Consider the following 19,095-nt stretch of genomic DNA (forward strand, 5'->3'; position numbering starts at 1 on the left):
ATTTTTTTATAAAAACGCTTGCGAACGGCCCATTGACCGGTAGTATTGATTGATTAACTCTCTGTTTTATTATTTGATCCGGGTCACAATGTCTTCATTGCCGTCATCCGCCATATTTACCGTCAGTCGCCTTAATCAGACAGTAAAACAGTTGCTGGAAGGTGAGATGGGCCAGGTTTGGCTGTCCGGAGAAATTTCCAATTTTTCCCAGCCTTCCTCGGGGCATTGGTATTTCACGCTCAAAGATGAGCGCGCGCAGGTGCGATGCGCCATGTTCCGCACCAGCAATCGTCGGGTGACCTTTCGGCCGCAAAACGGACAACAGGTGCTGATTCACGCCACCATCACGCTCTATGAACCGCGTGGCGACTACCAGTTGCTGGCGGAAAGCATGCACCCGGCTGGCGATGGGTTACTGCAACAACAGTTCGAGCAGCTAAAACAGCGTTTGTCGGCTGAAGGGCTATTTGACCAACACTACAAACAACCACTTCCCAAACCCGCCCGTCAGGTTGGCGTGATTACCTCTGCCAGCGGTGCAGCATTGCATGACATTTTGCACATTCTGCAGCGCCGTGACCCGTCGCTACCGGTCGTTATCTACCCGACGGCGGTACAAGGTGTGGATGCACCGGGTCAGATTGTGCGGGCTATTGAGCTGGCTAACCTGCGCGAAGAGTGTGATGTGCTGATCGTCGGCCGCGGCGGCGGCTCACTGGAAGATTTGTGGAGTTTCAACGACGAGCGGGTGGCTCGGGCCATTTTCGCCAGCCGTATCCCGATTGTCAGCGCAGTCGGCCACGAAACCGATGTGACCATCGCTGACTTTGTGGCGGACCTGCGAGCGCCAACGCCTTCAGCAGCCGCTGAACTGGTTAGCCGTAATCAGTTGGAGCTGCTGCGACAAATTCGTGCCCAGCGCCAACGACTGGAAATGGCGATGGATTATTATCTGGCACAGCGCCAGCAACAATTCGTCCGATTACAACATCGGTTACATCAGCAGCATCCACAACTCCGTCTGGCCCGCCAGCAAACCCAACTGATTCGGCTACGCCAACGTCTGGATGACGCAATTCAATTGCAACTGCGCCAACAAACGCGCCGTCAGGAACGTCTCGCCCAGCGTTTGCAGCAACACCAGCCGCAGTCACGGTTACATCGCGCCCAGCAACAGATACAGCAGCTACGCTACCGCATGCACCATGCGTTAGAAAAGCAACTTAGCCAGTATAAACAACAATTTGGCGAAGCCTGCTCCCATCTCGAAGCCGTCAGCCCGCTGGCGACACTGGCCCGTGGCTACAGTGTCACGACCACTTCAGATGGCAAGGTCATGAAGCAAACGGTTCAGGTCACCAAGGGCGATAAACTAAAAACCCGGTTACAGGATGGCTGGGTTGAGAGTCAGGTAACTGAAATCAAAAAAGAATCTACTAAACCACGTGCAAAACGTCAGCCAAAAAATATTCAGTGATTAGGCTATACTTATCGTGTCGTAATTGTGGTAGATCAGTGTTAATCATATGTTGCACCATACTGTCAGGCATAAGGAGATGAAGTATGCAATCCGCCCGTAGCATCATTCCGCCCTACATTCTGCATCGCATCATTAATAATGGATCAGATGAAGAACGTCGTTGTGCGCAACACACTCTGATGCACGTGCAATCCCTGATGGTGGCTCCGGTCGTCCATCCTGATGAGCATGAGGAGCGCCCCGCGGGTCAGGTACAGCGCGACATCTACGATGCCGAGCACCAGCAGGTATTACCGGGCAAGCGGATTAGGGCCGAGGGTCAATCAGGAAACGGTGATGTCGCGGCTGATGAAGCCTACAATTATCTGGGTATCACTTACGACTTTTTCTGGAAAATCTTTGGTCGCAATTCACTGGATAACAAAGGGTTATCACTGACTGGCAGCGTTCACTACGGTAAGGATTACCAAAATGCCTTCTGGAACGGGCAACAGATGGTATTTGGCGACGGTGACGGTAAAATTTTTAATCGGTTCACCATCGCACTGGATGTTATCGCACATGAACTGTCGCACGGCGTGGTAGAAAGCGAATGCAATTTACTGTACTTCCGCCAGTCCGGTGCACTCAACGAATCGCTCGCCGACGTGTTTGGCTCGATGGTCAAACAATACTACCGCAACCAGAAAGTACAGCAGGCGGACTGGATTATTGGCGAAGGGTTGCTGGCCGAAGGTATTGACGGAAAAGGGCTACGCTCGCTGTCCCGCCCCGGCACCGCCTATGACGACCTGCTGCTAGGTACCGACCCACAACCCGCCCATATGCGTGATTTCGTCAACACCCGTGAAGATAACGGCGGCGTGCACCTGAATTCGGGGATCCCCAGCCGTGCCTTCTACCTCGCAGCGATGGCACTAGGAGGTTATTCCTGGGAAAAAGCCGGTCAAATCTGGTATGACACTGTGTGCGACAAAGAGCTGCCGCAAAATGCCGATTTCTCCATCTTTGCCAGATTTACCGTAGAGCACGCGAAGCGGCGCTTCAATGAAGCGGTTGCTGATGCCGTGCTGCGAGCCTGGCATCAGGTTGGGATTGATACGGGAATCATCAATGAGCACGAACAGGAATAACCTGCCGGATTTAACGGACGATGTGATTATTGAACTGGCACGCGAAGGCGGTTTTGCCTGGATTCCGAAACTGGCTGGCCCGCGACGCTTTACGCTGGCAGAAGTACCCGCCACACAAAAAGAAAAAATCCGTGCCGTGCTGCATGACGCCCTGCCTGCAGCACAGGAACCAGGTCAGCCTGGTTCCCCTGGCCGTGGTGATCAGTTCTACTACCGAATCCATATTCACTACTGCAATACACAGGATAGCCACCAGGCTGACTGGGTATTGCTGATCCCCGAACGGCATGCCTCGTCCGAGTTGGAAGCCCTGTGGCGTAATGGGCTGGATGACGAAGCCCCCTGACTGCTACAGAACTACACAGAACTACAGCGGCTGGTAACGTACCACCACGCGAGAGCGCGAAATCAAGCCGTGGCCGTTGGCACACAGATAGTTTTCTGCGCCACAGGCTCGTAACACCTGCAATGGCTGTTCACATTCCGGGCATAGCGTCAGACGAAGAAAATCACGCTGGCACGCCTCGCAATAATACTGGTCGTTGCGGCTATGTTGAACGTCATGCTGCCGATCGCTGGCACGCCATACCATCGCTTGCTGACATTCGGGACAATAAGTATCCATCGTCTCCCTCCCGTTCCACGTATGTAAAACGGGGCAGAATTGCTTCTGCCCCGGCGGATTAACACTGCTCTGCTACCACGGCTTATTTGCCTTTTTTGATATGCTGCATCAGGCGCTTACGTTTGCGCAGCTGATTCGGCGTCAACGTGTTGCGTTTGTTGGCAAAGGGGTTTTCCCCTTCCTTGAACTGAATACGGATTGGGGTTCCCATCACATCCAGTGAGCGCCGGTAGTAGTTCATCAAATAGCGCTTGTAGGAATCCGGCAAATCTTTGACCTGATTACCGTGGATTACCACGATCGGCGGGTTGTACCCCCCGGCATGTGCATATTTCAGCTTCACGCGGCGACCACGTACTAATGGTGGCTGATGATCGTCTGCCGCCATCTGCATGATACGGGTCAACATTGCCGTCCCTACCCGTCGGGTAGAACACTCATAGGCTTCGTTGACAGATTCGAACAGGTTACCCACGCCACTGCCGTGTAATGCTGAAATGAAGTGGATTCGGGCAAAATCGATAAACCCAAGGCGCAGATCGAGGGTTTCTTTTACTTGATCCTTAACCTCTTGTGTCAACCCATCCCACTTATTGACCACAATAACCAGTGAACGGCCAGAGTTGAGAATAAAGCCCAACAGCGATAAATCCTGATCGGAAATCCCTTCACGGGCATCGATCACCAGCAACACGACGTTAGCGTCTTCAATTGCCTGCAATGTCTTGATCACCGAGAACTTTTCTACAGTATCGGTAATTTTGCCACGTTTGCGCACCCCGGCAGTATCGATCAACACATAGTCGCGGCCATCACGCTCCATCGGGATATAGATACTGTCGCGCGTGGTGCCAGGCATGTCGTACACCACCACCCGATCTTCCCCGAGAATACGGTTGGTCAGTGTCGATTTACCGACATTCGGACGACCCACGATCGCCAGTTTAATCGGCAGTCCTTCGAAATTTGGCGCCTCGTCATCGACATCATCAATGCCATCATCATCGCCTTCACCAAGCTGTTCTGCCCAGTAAGCCGCATTGGCTTCTTCTTCGGTTAATTCACGTGCTTCCTGAAGCGGCTCGGTGGCAAACGGCAACAGCACTTTTTCCAGCAACGAGGTCACGCCACGGCCATGGGATGCGGCGATGGGGTAGACGTCACCCAGACCAAGCGAATAGAAATCGGCAATACCGGTATCAATATCAATACCGTCAACTTTGTTAGCTACCAGAAACGTGTCTTTTTCACGCGAGCGCAAGTGTTGAGCGATGGCGTGATCCGCCGGCATCAGACCGTCGCGGGCATCCACCAGAAACAGCACAATATCCGCTTCTTCGATCGCCAGCAGCGACTGCTCAGCCATGCGTGTTTCCACACCATCTTCAGTACCGTCAATACCGCCAGTATCAATGATGATGAACTCATTTCCTTCTACCTCGGCACGACCATACTTGCGGTCACGCGTCAGCCCAGGAAAATCCGCCACCAATGCGTCACGGGTACGCGTCAAGCGATTAAACAGCGTGGATTTCCCCACATTCGGGCGCCCGACCAGCGCGACGACAGGTATCATTGTTACAACCTCTATTGCTTATAGTTCAATTCGTTACAGCAGAAAACGCTGCTGAAGATAAAAGACGAAACGGCCCCTGACAGCATCAGGAGCCGTTACAGGGACGACGGCATCGCCATCAGTCCCGAACATGCGCAGCGGTTAACGGGTAAAAGCGTAAACCTCGCCACCTTTGGCTTGCACCAACAGTTTGTCGCTGGCCACGACCGGTTTACTCAACAAACCAGAGCCGTCGACTTTCTGCTGAACCACAAAACGACCGTCAGTGGTATTCACCCAGTGCATATAACCTTCGGCATCACCGACAACCAGATAACCATTATACAACGCGGGTGCGGTCACATTACGGTGCAACAGATCACTCTGCCGCCAGAGCACCACCCCGCCGTTGGTATTCAGCGCGACGATGCGATCATCCTGATCCACCAGATAAATGCGATCGCCATCAACAATAAAATCGTTTACCGACCCAATTTCACGCTTCCAGGTAATCTGTCCGGAACGCAGATCCAGTGCCGTCAGGTTGCCATTATATCCCAGCGCATAGACGACGTTACCTGCCACAACTGGTGTGGTATCAACATCATTCAGACGAGCGATTTCAGTCGCGCCGCCAGGTTGGGAGATACGCTGCTGCCAGATCAACTGACCTTGATTAATCATGACGGCGCTTACGCGTCCATTGTCGCCACCGACAATAGCGGCGCCAAACGCGGTTGTCGGCGCAGATTCACCGCGCAACGACAGCGACGGCATATCCAGATTTACCGTCCATTTGATGGTGCCATCAGACTCGCTAAGCGCTTGCAGCATGCCGTTGCTGGTATGAATAATGACCACACCATCACTGACCACCGGGCTGGATAACACTTCACCCGCCACTTTGGTCTGCCACTGTAACGAGCCGTCATCAGCATTCAGGGCAAAAAGCTGCGCCCGTTCGCTGCCGACATAAACATGGTTACCTGATACGGAAACACCGCCTGACAGCAACGCAGGGCGATTGCTGGACAGCAGGCCGGTTTTCTCCGCCAGATCGACGCGCCATTTCTCTTCACCGCTATTCAGATCCAAGGCTTTTACCGTACCGTGGCGATCGGCGGCATAAACACGGCTGTCCTGCCAGGTCGGATGCAGATTCGAGTAGAACTCCCCTGTACCGTCCCCAACGGAGCGACTCCAGACTTTGGTGGGGGTAAACTGGTTGGTCACCTGCGGCAGAGGAGACATTTTGACCACGTCCTCCTCGCGATCAAACAGCGAACAGCCGCTCAGCAGGGTAACAGAAACCAGTCCGACCAAAAGTGTTTTACGCAGTTGCATGAAGTCCCTCTTAGCTGGGCAGATTATTCAGTTTGATACGCAACAGGGATTGCAGGCCCTGAGAAGGTTTTGCCGCCATACCTTTACTGTAAGCATCTCGAGCGCCCTGATTGTCGCCTTTGCTCGCCAGCACATCACCGCGAACGTCAGCGACCATCGCCGCCCAACCTTCCAGCTTGATGGCATCCAGCGTTTTCAAGGCTTCATCCGGCTTCTTCTGCTGCAATAATACGCGAGCCAGACGCAGGTTAATCATCGCCTGTAGATCGCCATCTTTGGTTTGGCTCAATGCCAGGCGGAGCTGCTGCTCAGCCTTGGCGATATCATTTTTTTCAACAAACTGGTGCGCCAGCGCCAGTGCCGTCAGCGCGCCATAATTGCCGTGCTCACCGGCAGCAAATTTTTCAGCGCCAGCAACGCCTTCCGCCGTACCGGCAGACAGCGATTCGGTAACTTGCTGATAGGCAGCGGAAGCCGCCATCGCGCTACTTTCCTGATGATTTTGCCAAAAGCGCCAACCGACCAAGGCACCGACACCCAGCACCACGCCGATAGCCAGCGCCTTGCCGTTTTCAGCAAAGAAGCGGCGAATTACCTCAACCTGTTCGTTCTCAGTGGTATAAACTTCCACGCTGCCTTTCTCCTTAATTCAGTAACGCCGCCAGGCGCGCCGCTACATCCGCTTGAGACAGAGTTTCCTGCTCGCCGTTGGTCAGGTTTTTCAGCACGACCTGCCCGGCCGCCACTTCGGTTTCACCCAGCACCAACGCAACCCGAGCCCCACTCTTATCCGCACGGGCAAACTGTTTTTTGAAGTTACCGCCACCGTAGTTGGTCATCAATTTCAGTTGCGGCAACGCGTCACGCAGTTTTTCCGCCAGGCGAATCGCCGCATGTTGCGTGCCTGCACCCGATGAAATCAGATAGGCATCTACGCCAGACTGTACCGCAAACGCCGGATTGACCGTTTGTACCAGCAGCACCAGACGCTCTAGCCCCATGCCAAAACCTACCGCCGGGGTACTGGAACCGCCAAGCTGCTCAACCATACCATCATAGCGACCACCGCCACACACCGTTCCCTGTGATCCCAGACTGCTGGTGACCCATTCGAAAACAGTGCGGTTGTAATAGTCCAGCCCACGAACCAGCCGCGGATTAACCTTATATGGGATACCTGACTGGGTTAAAAGTTCACACAATTCATCGAAATGCGCACGAGACTCGTCATCCAGATAGTCGGTCAGGGTCGGCGCGTTATTCAGTAACGCCTGCACCTGCGCATTCTTGGAATCCAGCACCCGCAACGGGTTGGTATACATACGGCGCAGGCAATCTTCATCTAACTGATCTTTATGCTGTTCCAGAAATGCGATCAGCGCATCACGGTAACGGGCACGGGCATCCAATGAACCAATGGAGTTCAGTTCCAGATTAACATGCTGATCGATCCCCAACACACGCCACCAGCGGGCGGTCATCAGGATCATTTCCGCATCGATATCCGGCCCTTTCAGACCAAACACTTCGCAACCCAACTGATGGAACTGACGATAGCGCCCTTTCTGCGGACGCTCATGACGGAACATCGGGCCGGTATACCACAACCGCTGCTCCTGATTGTACAGGATACCGTGTTCAATCCCGGCGCGAACGCACCCCGCAGTCCCCTCAGGACGCAACGTCAGGCTATCGCCGTTGCGGTCTTCAAACGTGTACATTTCCTTTTCAACGACATCGGTCACTTCGCCGATCGCACGTTTGAACAACGAAGTCTGTTCGACGAGCGGTGTACGAATTTCGCTATAGCCGTACCCGCGGAGTACCTGTTTCAGGCTATCTTCAATACGCTGCCACAGTGCCGTTTCGGCTGGCAGGTAGTCGTTCATGCCACGGATGGCTTGAATATTCTTTGCCACGTCAGTTCTCTATGCGTTTTCAGAAAGTAATGCGCTGTTAAAAAATAGACCCGATTATAGAAGCAACGACGCAATGTCTTCAATGTCGCTGCCGCCATCATCGGGTGCTTCAGTTCAGGAATTCGTACCGGATCGCATCCAGACTTGCCGGATGAATCACTTATCCACCATATTGACGGCGATACGCTGTTTTTCATCCAGCATAGACGCCTTGGCGCGGATCCTGGCTTCCAGTTGATCGATCATATCGTCGTTGTCAAAGCGCTCTTTCTGGCGTACGCCATCTTCGTAAAAACCGCTCTTCTTATTGCCGCCAGTGACACCCAGCGTCGAGACCAGCGCCTCACCCGGGCCGTTGACCACGCAACCGATAATCGACACATCCATCGGCGTGATGATGTCTTCCAGTCGCTGCTCCAGCGCGTTCACCGTGCCGATAACATCAAACTCCTGACGTGAGCAGGTCGGGCAGGCAATAAAATTAATGCCGCGTGAACGAATACGCAGTGACTTGAGGATATCAAAACCGACTTTGACCTCTTCCACCGGATCCGCCGCCAGTGACACACGTAGGGTGTCACCGATACCTTCAGAGAGCAGTAAGCCAAGACCAATAGCTGACTTCACCGCACCGCTACGTGCCCCACCCGCTTCTGTGATGCCTAAATGCAGCGGTTGATCAATACGGGACGCCAGCAAGCGATAGGACTGCACCGCTAAAAAGACATCCGATGCTTTCACGCTGACCTTGAACGAATGGAAATTAAGGCGATCGAGGATATCCACATGGCGCATGGCGGATTCCAGCAACGCTTCCGGCGTCGGCTCGCCATATTTTTCCTGCAAGTCTTTTTCCAAAGAACCGGCGTTGACGCCGATACGAATCGGAATATTTTTGTCACGCGCGCAATCCACAACCGAACGAATACGCTCTTCGCTGCCGATGTTGCCAGGATTAATACGCAGACAATCAACCCCGTATTCCGCTACTTTTAACGCAATACGGTAGTCAAAATGGATATCCGCCACCAGCGGTACATCCACTTGTTGTTTAATCAGACGAAATGCCTCTGCAGCATCCATCGTCGGTACCGACACGCGCACGATATCCACACCAACCCGCTCGAGTGACTTAATCTGCCTGACTGTCGCGTCGACATCGGTAGTGCGGGTATTGGTCATCGACTGCACTGCAATCGGTGCACCGTCACCGACAGGCACCTTGCCGACATAAATCCGGGTTGATTTGCGGCGGTTGATGGGTGCGGGATTATGCATCACTTCTTCTCCACAATTGCCAGTGCGACGGCACCATTACTCTGCCGTCAGCGTAATACGAGCCACCTGATGGCTTTTGACAAACCGGCTCAAATCAACCTGTTTGCCCTGAAACTCGACTTGTACCGCACCCGGCGCGCCGATTTTCAACCGGTACGGTGCCTGGCCGGTCAGATTCAACACATTGCCGTTACGCTGTACGCCGCTGAACAGTTTTTTGCCCGCTGCATCTACCACTTCCAGCCAGCAATCCGCCGTAAAACGTATTACGATAGCGCCTGGTGCTTCTGCCGTTGTCGCTGCACTGGCCGGTGCGGTAGCGGTCTGGTTCAACAAGGACTGATCAGAAGACGACGCAGGGGCCTGAGACGCCGTACCCGCCGCTGCAGGCGCATTATTCGCTGTCGGTGCAACCGGCGTCGACGCAGCAGGTTGAGACGGTGTTGCGGCCGACGAATTCAGCGCAATAGGCTGTCCGTTATTCATCGTCGCGTTGTTAACCGCTGTATTATTCACCGCCGTATTGTCATCGGTATCAACCGGTTCCGGATCAGTGTTCACATCACTTGCCTGCCCGCCGTTACGGTTCTGGGAAGCGGTGGCGTGATCCACCATTGAATTGATTTCCTGCTGTTGAGCCTGATGATTCTGCCACCACCAGGCAACGGTCAGGCCCAACACGCCGATCAAAATCAGCCAGGTGAACAGCATCAACCAGCCATCACGCTTTTTGCGGCTCTTACCTAATGCCAGACGCTGCATCGGTGCCACATTGGAAACGCGACTTGGCATGACCTGCTTTTCCAGCATCGGCAATAATTCATCTTCGGGGAGGTGAACCAGTCGGGCATAGGAGCGGATGTAACCGCGAAGAAAAGTAGGGGCAAGACCAGCAGGCGTATTGTTATCTTCGATTTCACGAACGGTCGATAGTTTCAGGCATAACCGTTCAGCAACAACCTGTTGCGTCAATCCCAGTTGCTCGCGCGCCTCACGCAAACGTTCGCCAGGAGTCATTATCGTTGCTGCAGTATTATCTTGAGTGGCTTCAGTATTCATTAGCTAAGAACTGCTGGTACTGTTTGGATTGTGGAAAACTTCGCGCCAGCAATCCGCCATAACGTTCTACTTCGTCATGATGATTCGCCAGCGCGGCGAAACGAATCTGTAGCCACACACTTTCGGCACTTGCCGCAAGCTGTGACTGATAAATACTCAGGAGCAATCGCGCCTGATCATGGCGTCCGGCGTTGAAACGATTCTCCGCCTCCGCCAGAAGCCGATTGCCTTTCGCAGGATCGTATCTCAGTGCACGACTGAGCCACTGACCTGCCTCATCTGACTGCCCGGCTTTGAGAAAGCAATACCCCGCGTTCTCAAGCGCATCGGCAACCTGATGGTAATCAGGGAGTTGCACGGCAGCGGCAAATTGCTGTTGCGCCGCTACATACTGCCCTAAACCACAGAGAAACGCACCGTAATTATTCATCACGCCGCCGTTGGCGGGCGCCTGTCGCAACAGACGTCGATAGCGTTTTTCAGCCGCCAGGTTTTCGCCAATACGCTGCTCGTACAGCGCCATACCTAACTGAGTACGGTAATCATCCGGTGCCAGTTGCTCTGCTTTTTGCAGATTATCACGCGCCGCATCAAGATTATTCCGGGACAGATATTCCAGCCCCAGTTGCAACCGCGTTTGTGCCGCTGCAGGATTAGCCTGCTTCGACGGCGAGTGCAAACACCCAGCCAGCAATCCAATACCTGCGACTAATGCCGCACGCTTTCCCGGCAACATCCGTTTCATCCCTGATACTCCTTGCAGCCATCCTGGCTCGTCACCGCTGTGACATGTTAACGCAATCGATGACTTGCCACAGCCTGTCATCAACCAACAACGGTACGAAGCCGTCGCCGGGTCTTCAATGACCCCACCGTATGATAAGCCCCGAAAACGTATTTATCACCTGCTTTCCTCAGAAAGCAGGTTGATTTGACATCATTTTCAGACGGTTTTTACCGCAATCGTGTCGCGTTCCATCTTTTTCTTCAACGTGCGCTTGGTGCGATCCACCACTTCTCCCGCCAACTGGCCGCACGCCGCATCGATATCATCACCGCGAGTTTTACGCACGATAGTCGTAAAACCATACTCCATCAACACCTTGGAGAAGCGGTCAACCCGGCTGTTGGAACTGCGGCCATAAGGCGCGCCGGGGAACGGGTTCCAGGGGATCAGGTTTATCTTGCACGGCGTGTCTTTCAGGCACTCCGCCAACTGATGCGCATGCTCGGTGCCGTCGTTGATGTGATCTAGCATCACGTATTCCACCGTCACACGCCCCTGATTCGCGTTGGATTTGTCCAGATAGCGTCGTACCGCCGCCAGGAAAGTCTCGATATCATACTTTTTATTAATCGGCATGATTTCGTTACGAATTTCATCCGTTGGCGCATGCAGGGAAATCGCCAGCGCCACGTCAATCATATCGCCCAGTTTATCCAGCGCAGGGACAACCCCAGACGTTGACAACGTCACCCGACGTTTAGACAAACCGAAACCAAAATCATCCAGCATGATTTCCATCGCCGGCACCACATTGGTCAGGTTCAGTAACGGTTCACCCATCCCCATCATCACCACGTTGGTGATAGGACGCTGACCTGTTACTTTGGCAGCACCGATAATTTTCGCCGCACGCCATACCTGCCCGATAATTTCAGATACGCGCAGGTTGCGGTTAAACCCCTGCTGCGCGGTAGAGCAGAATTTGCACTCTAGCGCACACCCCACCTGTGAGGACACACACAGCGTGGCGCGGTCATCTTCTGGGATGTACACCGTCTCCACACGCTGGCCGTCAACCAGAATCGCCCACTTGATGGTGCCGTCAGAAGAGCGCTGCTCGTCCACGACTTCCGGTGCCCGAATTTCCGCGATCGCCTGCAGCTTGCCGCGCAGAACCTTATTAATATCGGTCATCTGGTTAAAATCATCACAGCAGTAATGATACATCCATTTCATGACCTGATCGGCACGGAACGGTTTTTCACCCAGCTGTGCAAAAAAGGCGCGCATTTGCTGGCGATTGAAATCCAACAGGTTGATTTTTTCATTGCTGCTGGCGGCGACGGCGATAGCGTCGGATACAGCAACGGCGGAAGATACGGTTTGCTCAGACATAAATTGACTCATGGCCTCGTTGTTACACGTTATGGCGCGAAAGGGAAACGAATAAAGAAACGCCCTGGTTAAGCGCGTGCTCACCCAGGGCGCGGCATTGTACAAATTTTATAACACCCGCGCTACCTCAGCCTGATTATTTAACCGGGAAGCGCGTGTCTGGCCGGCTATAGCGGTTAGCTACGCGGGAAGATTTCGTCAGCGCTGAAGAAATAAGCGATTTCACGCTCGGCAGATTCCACAGAATCTGAACCGTGTACCGCATTCGCGGTGAAGCTGTCAGCATAGTCAGCACGCAGGGTACCCGCCAGCGCGTTGGCCGGGTTAGTAGCACCCATGATATCGCGGTTACGCTGTACCGCGTTTTCCGCCTGCAACACCTGCACCATGATCGGGCCGGAAGTCATAAAATCTACCAAGCCGTCAAAGAACGGTTTACCTTTATGCTCAGCGTAGAACCCTTCTGCCTGTTCGCGGCTCAGGTGCAGCATTTTAGAGGCAATAATGGTGAAACCCGCGCTTTCGAAACGGGCATAAATCGCGCCGATCGCGTTTTTGGCAACTGCGTTTGGTTTGATAATAGAGAAGGTACGTTCTACCGTCATAGTGGCCTCATCCAATAACATGTCATAACAGCTGGTTAGATAAAATTATAATACCAGCCCGTGTAAAGTGGCGCCGATTATAGAGGCACTGTCATGACTTTCCCATCAGGAAAATAACATTTTCGTAAAAAAAATTTAGCCTCTTCGTCGGTATGCTACCTGCACGGTGATAACAAATCTGGCCCAGGCCATGCCGCTGTATCAGACACCTTGCTCAGCACAGAAATATTACTGACAATGCCATCAATTGACACATGCAGGATCGGTGAACCGATCCATAGGGGGAGGTTTTATGTCTACATCTGCCGCCGGGCTGTTTGTTAGTGCATCCTGGCTGAATACGCATCGCCACGATGCGGATATCGCCCTGATTGACGCTCGCATGTTGCCGCCAGGCAACGATACACGCGATATCGCCGCCGAATACCGTGCAGAACATGTGCCGGGCGCGGTGTTTTTCGATATCGAGTCCCTTTCAGACCACCAGACCTCACTGCCGCACATGATGCCAGACATCGCGACCTTTGCTGACGCTCTGGGCAAGCTGGGGCTGAGCGAGCAACAGCATCTGGTGATTTACGATGAAGGCAACCTGTTTTCCGCGCCACGGGCCTGGTGGATGCTGCGACTGGCGGGCGCGCCACGCATATCCATTCTCAGTGGCGGTCTGGCTGGCTGGAAACAGCAGGGCTTCGCGCTGGAACAAGGGAACGCGTCGCCCGTTGCCAACGTATTCCATGCCCCAATGCCAACCGCAGGCGCTATCCGCTCGCTTGCTGAGGTGCTGGAGCTTTGCCACACAGGTAATGAACAAATCGTTGATGCTCGCCCTGCGCCGCGCTTTCTCGGTCAAATGGATGAACCCCGGCCAGGGTTACGCCGTGGACATATTCCTGGCAGTTTCAACGTTCCCTGGAACCTGCTGGTTGACCAGGGCGCGCTAAAACCGGCTGATGAACTGGCTGCCATCTTTCATCAGGCTGGTGTCGACATCCAGCGTCCGATTGTCGCCAGTTGCGGCTCCGGTGTGACGGCATCGGTCGTGTTGCTGGCACTGTTTGTACTCAATGCGCCGCACATTTCGCTCTACGACGGTTCATGGAGTGAATGGGGTGCACGCGATGACGTGCCGGTCGTTACCGGCTAGCGAAGATACCCTTCTAAACAGATATTCGATGCATAAAAAAACGGCACAGGCCCTGTCAGCCTGTGCCGTTTTTATGTGCGCGGCGTTTACTGCAAAGCCGCTATCACGGCGTTCCCGCTAGGCGTTCCCGCTAGGCCTGCACGCCATTTTTGAATTCGCGCAGGAAGCTGCCCCATTTGCGCTCGTAAAACGGCGTCGTGTGGCGAATCAGGAAATGACTGATACCGGGTTCTTCATTGTTCACCAGACAAATATCGATCGGACGGTCATCTGGCTGCGTATCCGTAGCCACCGAACCAGCAGCCTGAATCAGCTCCTCCACCTCATCGCCATAGATATCCAGCCCAATCAGCAAATGCGGTTGTTCTTCATCAGGCTCCTGAATCTGCGCCAGAAACGCCCGTTTAACATTACGGTGTTTGCTGAACAATTGGGTCAGCGACTCAATCATCTGTGTTGGCATCTCTGCCGGAATGCCGATTTTCAGTTCGGTATCACCATCCAGAACATGCTGTTGCGCCAGACCATTACCCTCGGCGGACAACAGGTGCTCAATCTCCTGCGGCAGAAACTCTTTGCCATACGGTAACTTCGGGTTCAAAAACAGCGTGGCACCGCGGGTGATATCAAACAGCGTTCTGGCAGGTAACGCCAGAAATGCCTGCTCATCGGTCACCGCCAGTTGTAACGCTTCCAGCGAAGAAAAAAACGGAATCGCGGAATCGCCATCCGGTTTCTCCCAATGCTGCAATTGCAGCCCGCTATCTGCCGAGACAACATCACCAGATATTTCGTTTTCTTCGCTGTGGCCGAGCACATACACCGTGGCTTCCAGCAATTCGCTGAAAAACTCAGGGCGGTGCGCCGGTTCCGATGCGGCCAGCTTTAACACCTCTTCCAGCCGATTGTGGGGTGAAAACTCCATAACTCTCCTCAATGCTTAACATGAGCGGCAAGCACAGTAACGACAACAGGGAATCAATGTTCCCTGTTGTCGTCCTCACATGGCCTGAAGCAGGTTAACCCGCTTTATGCAGCAGAAAATCAGCCAGCGTACGTACGCCTAAACCGGTTGCACCAGCAGACCATTGATCCACCGCTGACTTACGGTAGGTGGCAGAACAGTCGATATGCAACCAGCCCTGCTGGTAGTTTTTCACAAAGTGAGACAGAAACGCCGCCGCGGTGCTGGCACCAGCGGTATGTGCCGCACCCGCCACATTATTCAGTTCAGCGAAGTTAGACGGTAAATGCTGGCGATGGAACTCTTCCAGCGGCAAACGCCAGAACGGCTCGTCTTCACGACGGGCACTCTCCATCAGCGAATCAATCATCGCATCGTCGAAACTAAACAGCGCGTGGTAGTCATTCCCCAACGCCGTCTTCGCCGCACCGGTCAGGGTCGCGCAATCCACAATCCACTGCGGATTCTGCTCAGACGCATCAATCAGCCCATCGGCCAGGACCAGACGCCCTTCCGCATCGGTGTTCATGACTTCGACGGTTTTACCATTACGATAGCGAATGATGTCACCCAGACGGAATGCGTTGCCGCTGACCATGTTATCTGCGCAACACAGATACAGTTTCACACGCTGTTGCAGCCCACGCGCCGCCGCCAGTGCCAGCGCGCCGGTTACCAGCGCCGCACCGCCCATATCCGACTTCATGGAATCCATGAAGCTGCTACCTTTCAGGCTGTAACCGCCGCTATCAAAGGTGATACCTTTACCGACCAGACAGGCCAGCACTGGCGCGTCTGCGTTGCCAGTCGGGTTGTAATCCAGCGCCAGCAATACCGGCGAACGTTCTGAACCGCGGCCGACGGTGTGCAAGCCGGCATAGTTTTGCTCGCGCAGATCTTCGCCTTTGGTAATACGATAAGAGATAGCATCGCCCGCCACGCTGCACAGCAGATCGATAGCACGGGTAGCCAGTTGCTCCGGTGCCAGATCTTCCGCTGGCAGGTTGATGGTATCACGCACCCAGTCAACGATTTTCAGACGGCGTTCCAGCTCCTGCTGTTGCGCTTCGGGCAACGAGGCCCACTCCACCGTACGTTTGCCCTTCGGCCCACGGTATCCCTGCCAGAACGCCCAACTGCTTTCCAGATCCCAACCATCGCCAGCCAGTTTGACGTGTTTGATGCCCTGCCCATCAATTTTACGGGCAGCTCGCTGAATTATCGTCTGCGGCTTGCTGCCGGACAGATGAATGGTAAATCCCTGCTCATTGGCAGTTAACGAGGCTTTCTCACCCCAGCGTGAATCTGCTGGCTGATGGGAAAGGGTAATCAGCATCGCTTCAGTTGTCATACATCTACTCCAAATTGGCTCTAATTGGGCCTTGCTCTTGTTAGCCCACTCTCGCCATGATGAAAAAAGAGAAAACGGGCCACCGCAAGGTAGCCCGTTGACTAATTTAGTTATTCGGCTTCATCCAGCCACACGAGCAGGATAGCTTCCAGAATTTTTTCGTTTGACGCATCAGGTTCGTCGTCAAACTCATCCAATTCGCAAATCCAGCGGTGTAGATCGGTAAAACGCACAGTTTTTGGGTCAGTATCTGGATACAAGTCGTACAACGCTTCGCCGATTTCACGGCTATCGGTCCATTTTAGTCCCATGAATTACCCCATCAGTGTTCGCGTGCATGGTTAATGGTATAACGCGGAATTTCTACCACCAGATCTTCATCAGTGATACGTGCCTGGCATCCCAGGCGGCTTTCCGGTTCCAGTCCCCAGGCTTTGTCCAGCATGTCATCTTCGTCTTCGGTACTTTCCGGCAACGAATCAAATCCTTCACGAACAATGCAGTGACAGGTAGTACAAGCGCAGGATTTCTCGCAGGCATGCTCTATCTCGATACCATTACGCAATGCCACGTCCAGAATGGTTTCACCACTGTTCGCTTCTAAAACCGCCCCTTCCGGACACAAATCCTGATGCGGCAGAAAAACAATCTTGGGCATGTTATACCTCGTCCACGGAATGGCCCGCCAGCGCACGGCGAATAGATTCATCCATCCGGCGAGCTGCGAATTCCTGGGTTTGTTGATCTAATTTTTTAATCGCGGCCTCAATCGCTGAGGCATCGTTTTCCTGTGCAGCCTGCTGCAAATGAAGACTGGCAGCGTCTATCGCCGCACGCTCTTGCGGGGTGAGCAACGCGGCATCTGCCGCCAGCGCGCTGTTGAGACTTTCGAGCACGCGTGTGGCCTCCACCCGCTGTTCTGCCAGCCTGCGCGCGCTAATATCACTCTGCACGTTCTGCATAGAATCGGTAATCATGGTGGCGATTTCATCATCGCTCAAACCATAAGATGGCTTCACCTGAATCGAGGCTTCCACCCCGGTGGATTTCTCCATCGCGGTAACGCTCAGCAACCCGTCGGCGTCCACCTGGAACGTGACCCGGATATGCGCGCCGCCTGCGGGCATGGCTGGGATACCGCGCAACGTAAAGCGTCCAAGCGAACGGCAATCCTGCACCAGCTCGCGTTCACCCTGCAACACGTGAATCATCATCGCGGTCTGGCCATCTTTGAAGGTGGTGAATTCCTGCGCGCGCGCTACCGGAATCGTGGTATTACGCGGAATCACTTTTTCGACCAGTCCCCCCATGGTTTCCAGCCCCAGGGACAACGGGATCACATCCAGCAACAGCATTTCACTGTCAGGCTTGTTACCGACCAGAATATCCGCCTGGATAGCCGCGCCAATAGCCACCACTTTATCCGGGTCGATAGAGGTCAACGGCGTACGACCAAAGAATTCGCCCACCTGCTCACGTACCAGCGGGACGCGGGTGGAACCACCAACCATGACGACTTCTTTCACATCATCGACATCAACACCCGCGTCTTTGAGCGAGCGACGACAAGACAACAACGTGCGTTTCACCAGCGGTGCAATCAACTCATTGAACTGTTCACGGGTAATATCACCTTGCCAGCCCGCGACCGATACCGGCACAGATTGCGACTCACTCAGGGCGATCTTAGTCTGCACCGCCGTATTAAGCAGCGCCTGTTGCAATTGATGATCATCACGCACGACGATACCGGCCTGTTCGCGAATCCACTCAACCAGCAGGTGGTCAAAATCATCCCCACCCAAGGCCGAGTCGCCGCCAGTCGCCAGCACTTCAAATACCCCACGGCTAAGACGCAGAATAGAGATATCAAAGGTACCACCGCCCAGATCATATACGGCAATCACGCCTTCCTGACCGGAATCCAGACCATAGGCTATCGCCGCCGCCGTGGGTTCATTAAGCAGGCGCAGCACGTGCAGACCCGCCAGACGGGCAGCGTCTTTGGTGCCCTGACGCTGGGCGTCATCAAAATAAGCCGGCACAGTAATCACCACACCGTCAGGTAACCCATTGAGCGCTTCCTCAGCACGGCGGGTCAGCGCAGACAGAATGTCGGCCGATATCTGAATCGGATTGCGTGGGCCACCAGTGGTTTGCAACACCGGCAGGCCATTTTCGCTGGCAGTAAACTGATAAGGCAGATGAGGGTAACGCTGCTGGATGTCAGCAAGTGACCGTCCCATTAAGCGCTTGACGGAGCTGACGGTGTTAACCGGGTCAATGGCCGCCTGCTGGCGAGCCTCCCAACCAACGGTGTGCCCGTCAGCGTCATAATGCACAACAGACGGTAATAGATGACGCCCGTTATGGTCAGGCAGTGTCTGTGCCTCACCGCTACGAACGGTGGCAACCAGAGAGTGGGTGGTTCCCAGATCAATGCCAACAGCCAAACGGTGCTGATGCGGCGCTGCACTCAGTCCTGGCTCGCTGATTTGTAATAAGGCCATATT

At 54.0% G+C, this 19,095-nt stretch carries 19 protein-coding genes; 4 read left to right on the plus strand and 15 right to left on the minus strand.

Features of this window, described 5'->3' with window-relative positions; translation table 11 throughout:
• Window positions 1-88 precede the first annotated feature (88 nt).
• The 3 genes from xseA (at window position 89) to DZE2538_RS14190 (ending at window position 2,959) form a co-directional block, all read left to right on the plus strand.
• On the plus strand, window positions 89-1,477 hold the full coding sequence (gene xseA, locus DZE2538_RS14180; protein ID WP_038917196.1) for an exodeoxyribonuclease VII large subunit: 1,389 nt from the start codon (window positions 89-91) through the stop codon (window positions 1,475-1,477).
• An 86-nt stretch (window positions 1,478-1,563) separates the two neighbouring features.
• Window positions 1,564-2,613, plus strand: coding sequence for a M4 family metallopeptidase (locus DZE2538_RS14185; protein WP_019845940.1), 1,050 nt, complete (start codon window positions 1,564-1,566; stop codon window positions 2,611-2,613).
• Window positions 2,594-2,959: a protealysin inhibitor emfourin gene (locus DZE2538_RS14190; protein WP_019845939.1), complete on the plus strand. Its 366-nt coding sequence runs from the start codon at window positions 2,594-2,596 to the stop codon at window positions 2,957-2,959. Before DZE2538_RS14185 ends, DZE2538_RS14190 begins: the two co-directional genes overlap by 20 nt.
• A 21-nt stretch (window positions 2,960-2,980) precedes the next feature.
• On the opposite strand, the gene DZE2538_RS14195 is transcribed toward DZE2538_RS14190, so the two are convergent.
• The 10 genes from DZE2538_RS14195 to ndk all read right to left on the minus strand — a co-directional run bounded on the left by DZE2538_RS14195 (window position 2,981) and on the right by ndk (window position 13,120).
• Window positions 2,981-3,238 (minus strand): zinc ribbon domain-containing protein, encoded by a 258-nt coding sequence (locus DZE2538_RS14195; protein ID WP_038916631.1) that lies wholly within the window; start codon window positions 3,236-3,238, stop codon window positions 2,981-2,983.
• Between the two features lie 82 nt (window positions 3,239-3,320).
• Window positions 3,321-4,814, minus strand: a complete 1,494-nt coding sequence (der, locus tag DZE2538_RS14200) for a ribosome biogenesis GTPase Der (RefSeq protein WP_038916632.1) — start codon at window positions 4,812-4,814, stop codon at window positions 3,321-3,323.
• 141 nt (window positions 4,815-4,955) lie between these two features.
• Window positions 4,956-6,137 carry an outer membrane protein assembly factor BamB gene (gene bamB, locus DZE2538_RS14205; RefSeq protein ID WP_019845936.1) on the minus strand — a complete coding sequence of 394 codons (1,182 nt, stop codon included), beginning with the start codon at window positions 6,135-6,137 and terminating at the stop codon, window positions 4,956-4,958.
• A gap of 10 nt (window positions 6,138-6,147) precedes the next feature.
• Window positions 6,148-6,768: a YfgM family protein gene (locus DZE2538_RS14210; RefSeq protein ID WP_038916633.1), complete on the minus strand. Its 621-nt coding sequence runs from the start codon at window positions 6,766-6,768 to the stop codon at window positions 6,148-6,150.
• Window positions 6,769-6,781: 13 nt separating this feature from the next.
• Window positions 6,782-8,056 carry a histidine--tRNA ligase gene (hisS, locus tag DZE2538_RS14215; RefSeq protein WP_023640466.1) on the minus strand — a complete coding sequence of 425 codons (1,275 nt, stop codon included), beginning with the start codon at window positions 8,054-8,056 and terminating at the stop codon, window positions 6,782-6,784.
• Window positions 8,057-8,212: 156 nt separating this feature from the next.
• Window positions 8,213-9,334, minus strand: coding sequence for a flavodoxin-dependent (E)-4-hydroxy-3-methylbut-2-enyl-diphosphate synthase (gene ispG, locus DZE2538_RS14220; protein WP_012885700.1), 1,122 nt, complete (start codon window positions 9,332-9,334; stop codon window positions 8,213-8,215).
• A 36-nt stretch (window positions 9,335-9,370) separates the two neighbouring features.
• Window positions 9,371-10,393, minus strand: coding sequence for a cytoskeleton protein RodZ (gene rodZ, locus DZE2538_RS14225; protein WP_038916634.1), 1,023 nt, complete (start codon window positions 10,391-10,393; stop codon window positions 9,371-9,373).
• Window positions 10,383-11,138: a type IV pilus biogenesis/stability protein PilW gene (gene pilW / locus DZE2538_RS14230; RefSeq protein ID WP_038916635.1), complete on the minus strand. Its 756-nt coding sequence runs from the start codon at window positions 11,136-11,138 to the stop codon at window positions 10,383-10,385. Before pilW ends, rodZ begins: the two co-directional genes overlap by 11 nt.
• Window positions 11,139-11,336: 198 nt before the next feature.
• Complete coding sequence (gene rlmN / locus DZE2538_RS14235) at window positions 11,337-12,515, minus strand: dual-specificity RNA methyltransferase RlmN (RefSeq protein ID WP_012885703.1); 1,179 nt, start codon at window positions 12,513-12,515, stop codon at window positions 11,337-11,339.
• 176 nt (window positions 12,516-12,691) lie between these two features.
• Window positions 12,692-13,120, minus strand: a complete 429-nt coding sequence (ndk, locus tag DZE2538_RS14240) for a nucleoside-diphosphate kinase (protein WP_012885704.1) — start codon at window positions 13,118-13,120, stop codon at window positions 12,692-12,694.
• Window positions 13,121-13,412: 292 nt separating this feature from the next.
• On the opposite strand from ndk, the gene sseA reads away from it, so the two are divergent.
• Entirely contained in the window at window positions 13,413-14,267 is an 855-nt protein-coding gene (gene sseA, locus DZE2538_RS14245; RefSeq protein ID WP_023640470.1) for a 3-mercaptopyruvate sulfurtransferase, read from the plus strand.
• A 130-nt stretch (window positions 14,268-14,397) separates the two neighbouring features.
• On the opposite strand, the gene sseB is transcribed toward sseA, so the two are convergent.
• The 5 genes from sseB to hscA all read right to left on the minus strand — a co-directional run bounded on the left by sseB (window position 14,398) and on the right by hscA (window position 19,092).
• Window positions 14,398-15,192: an enhanced serine sensitivity protein SseB gene (gene sseB / locus DZE2538_RS14250; protein WP_023640471.1), complete on the minus strand. Its 795-nt coding sequence runs from the start codon at window positions 15,190-15,192 to the stop codon at window positions 14,398-14,400.
• Between the two features lie 94 nt (window positions 15,193-15,286).
• On the minus strand, window positions 15,287-16,582 hold the full coding sequence (gene pepB / locus DZE2538_RS14255) for an aminopeptidase PepB (RefSeq protein WP_038916636.1): 1,296 nt from the start codon (window positions 16,580-16,582) through the stop codon (window positions 15,287-15,289).
• Window positions 16,583-16,692: 110 nt separating this feature from the next.
• A complete protein-coding gene (gene iscX, locus DZE2538_RS14260; RefSeq protein WP_012885708.1) occupies window positions 16,693-16,893 on the minus strand; it encodes a Fe-S cluster assembly protein IscX in 201 nt (66 codons plus the stop codon).
• An 11-nt stretch (window positions 16,894-16,904) separates the two neighbouring features.
• A complete protein-coding gene (fdx, locus tag DZE2538_RS14265) occupies window positions 16,905-17,240 on the minus strand; it encodes an ISC system 2Fe-2S type ferredoxin (RefSeq protein ID WP_012768859.1) in 336 nt (111 codons plus the stop codon).
• A gap of 1 nt (window position 17,241) precedes the next feature.
• The gene (hscA, locus tag DZE2538_RS14270) at window positions 17,242-19,092 is read right to left on the minus strand and encodes a Fe-S protein assembly chaperone HscA (RefSeq protein ID WP_038916637.1); all 1,851 of its coding nucleotides are present in this window, start codon (window positions 19,090-19,092) and stop codon (window positions 17,242-17,244) included.
• Window positions 19,093-19,095: the final 3 nt, after the last annotated feature.

This window comes from Dickeya zeae NCPPB 2538 (genome assembly GCF_000406165.1).
Lineage (GTDB): Bacteria > Pseudomonadota > Gammaproteobacteria > Enterobacterales > Enterobacteriaceae > Dickeya > Dickeya zeae.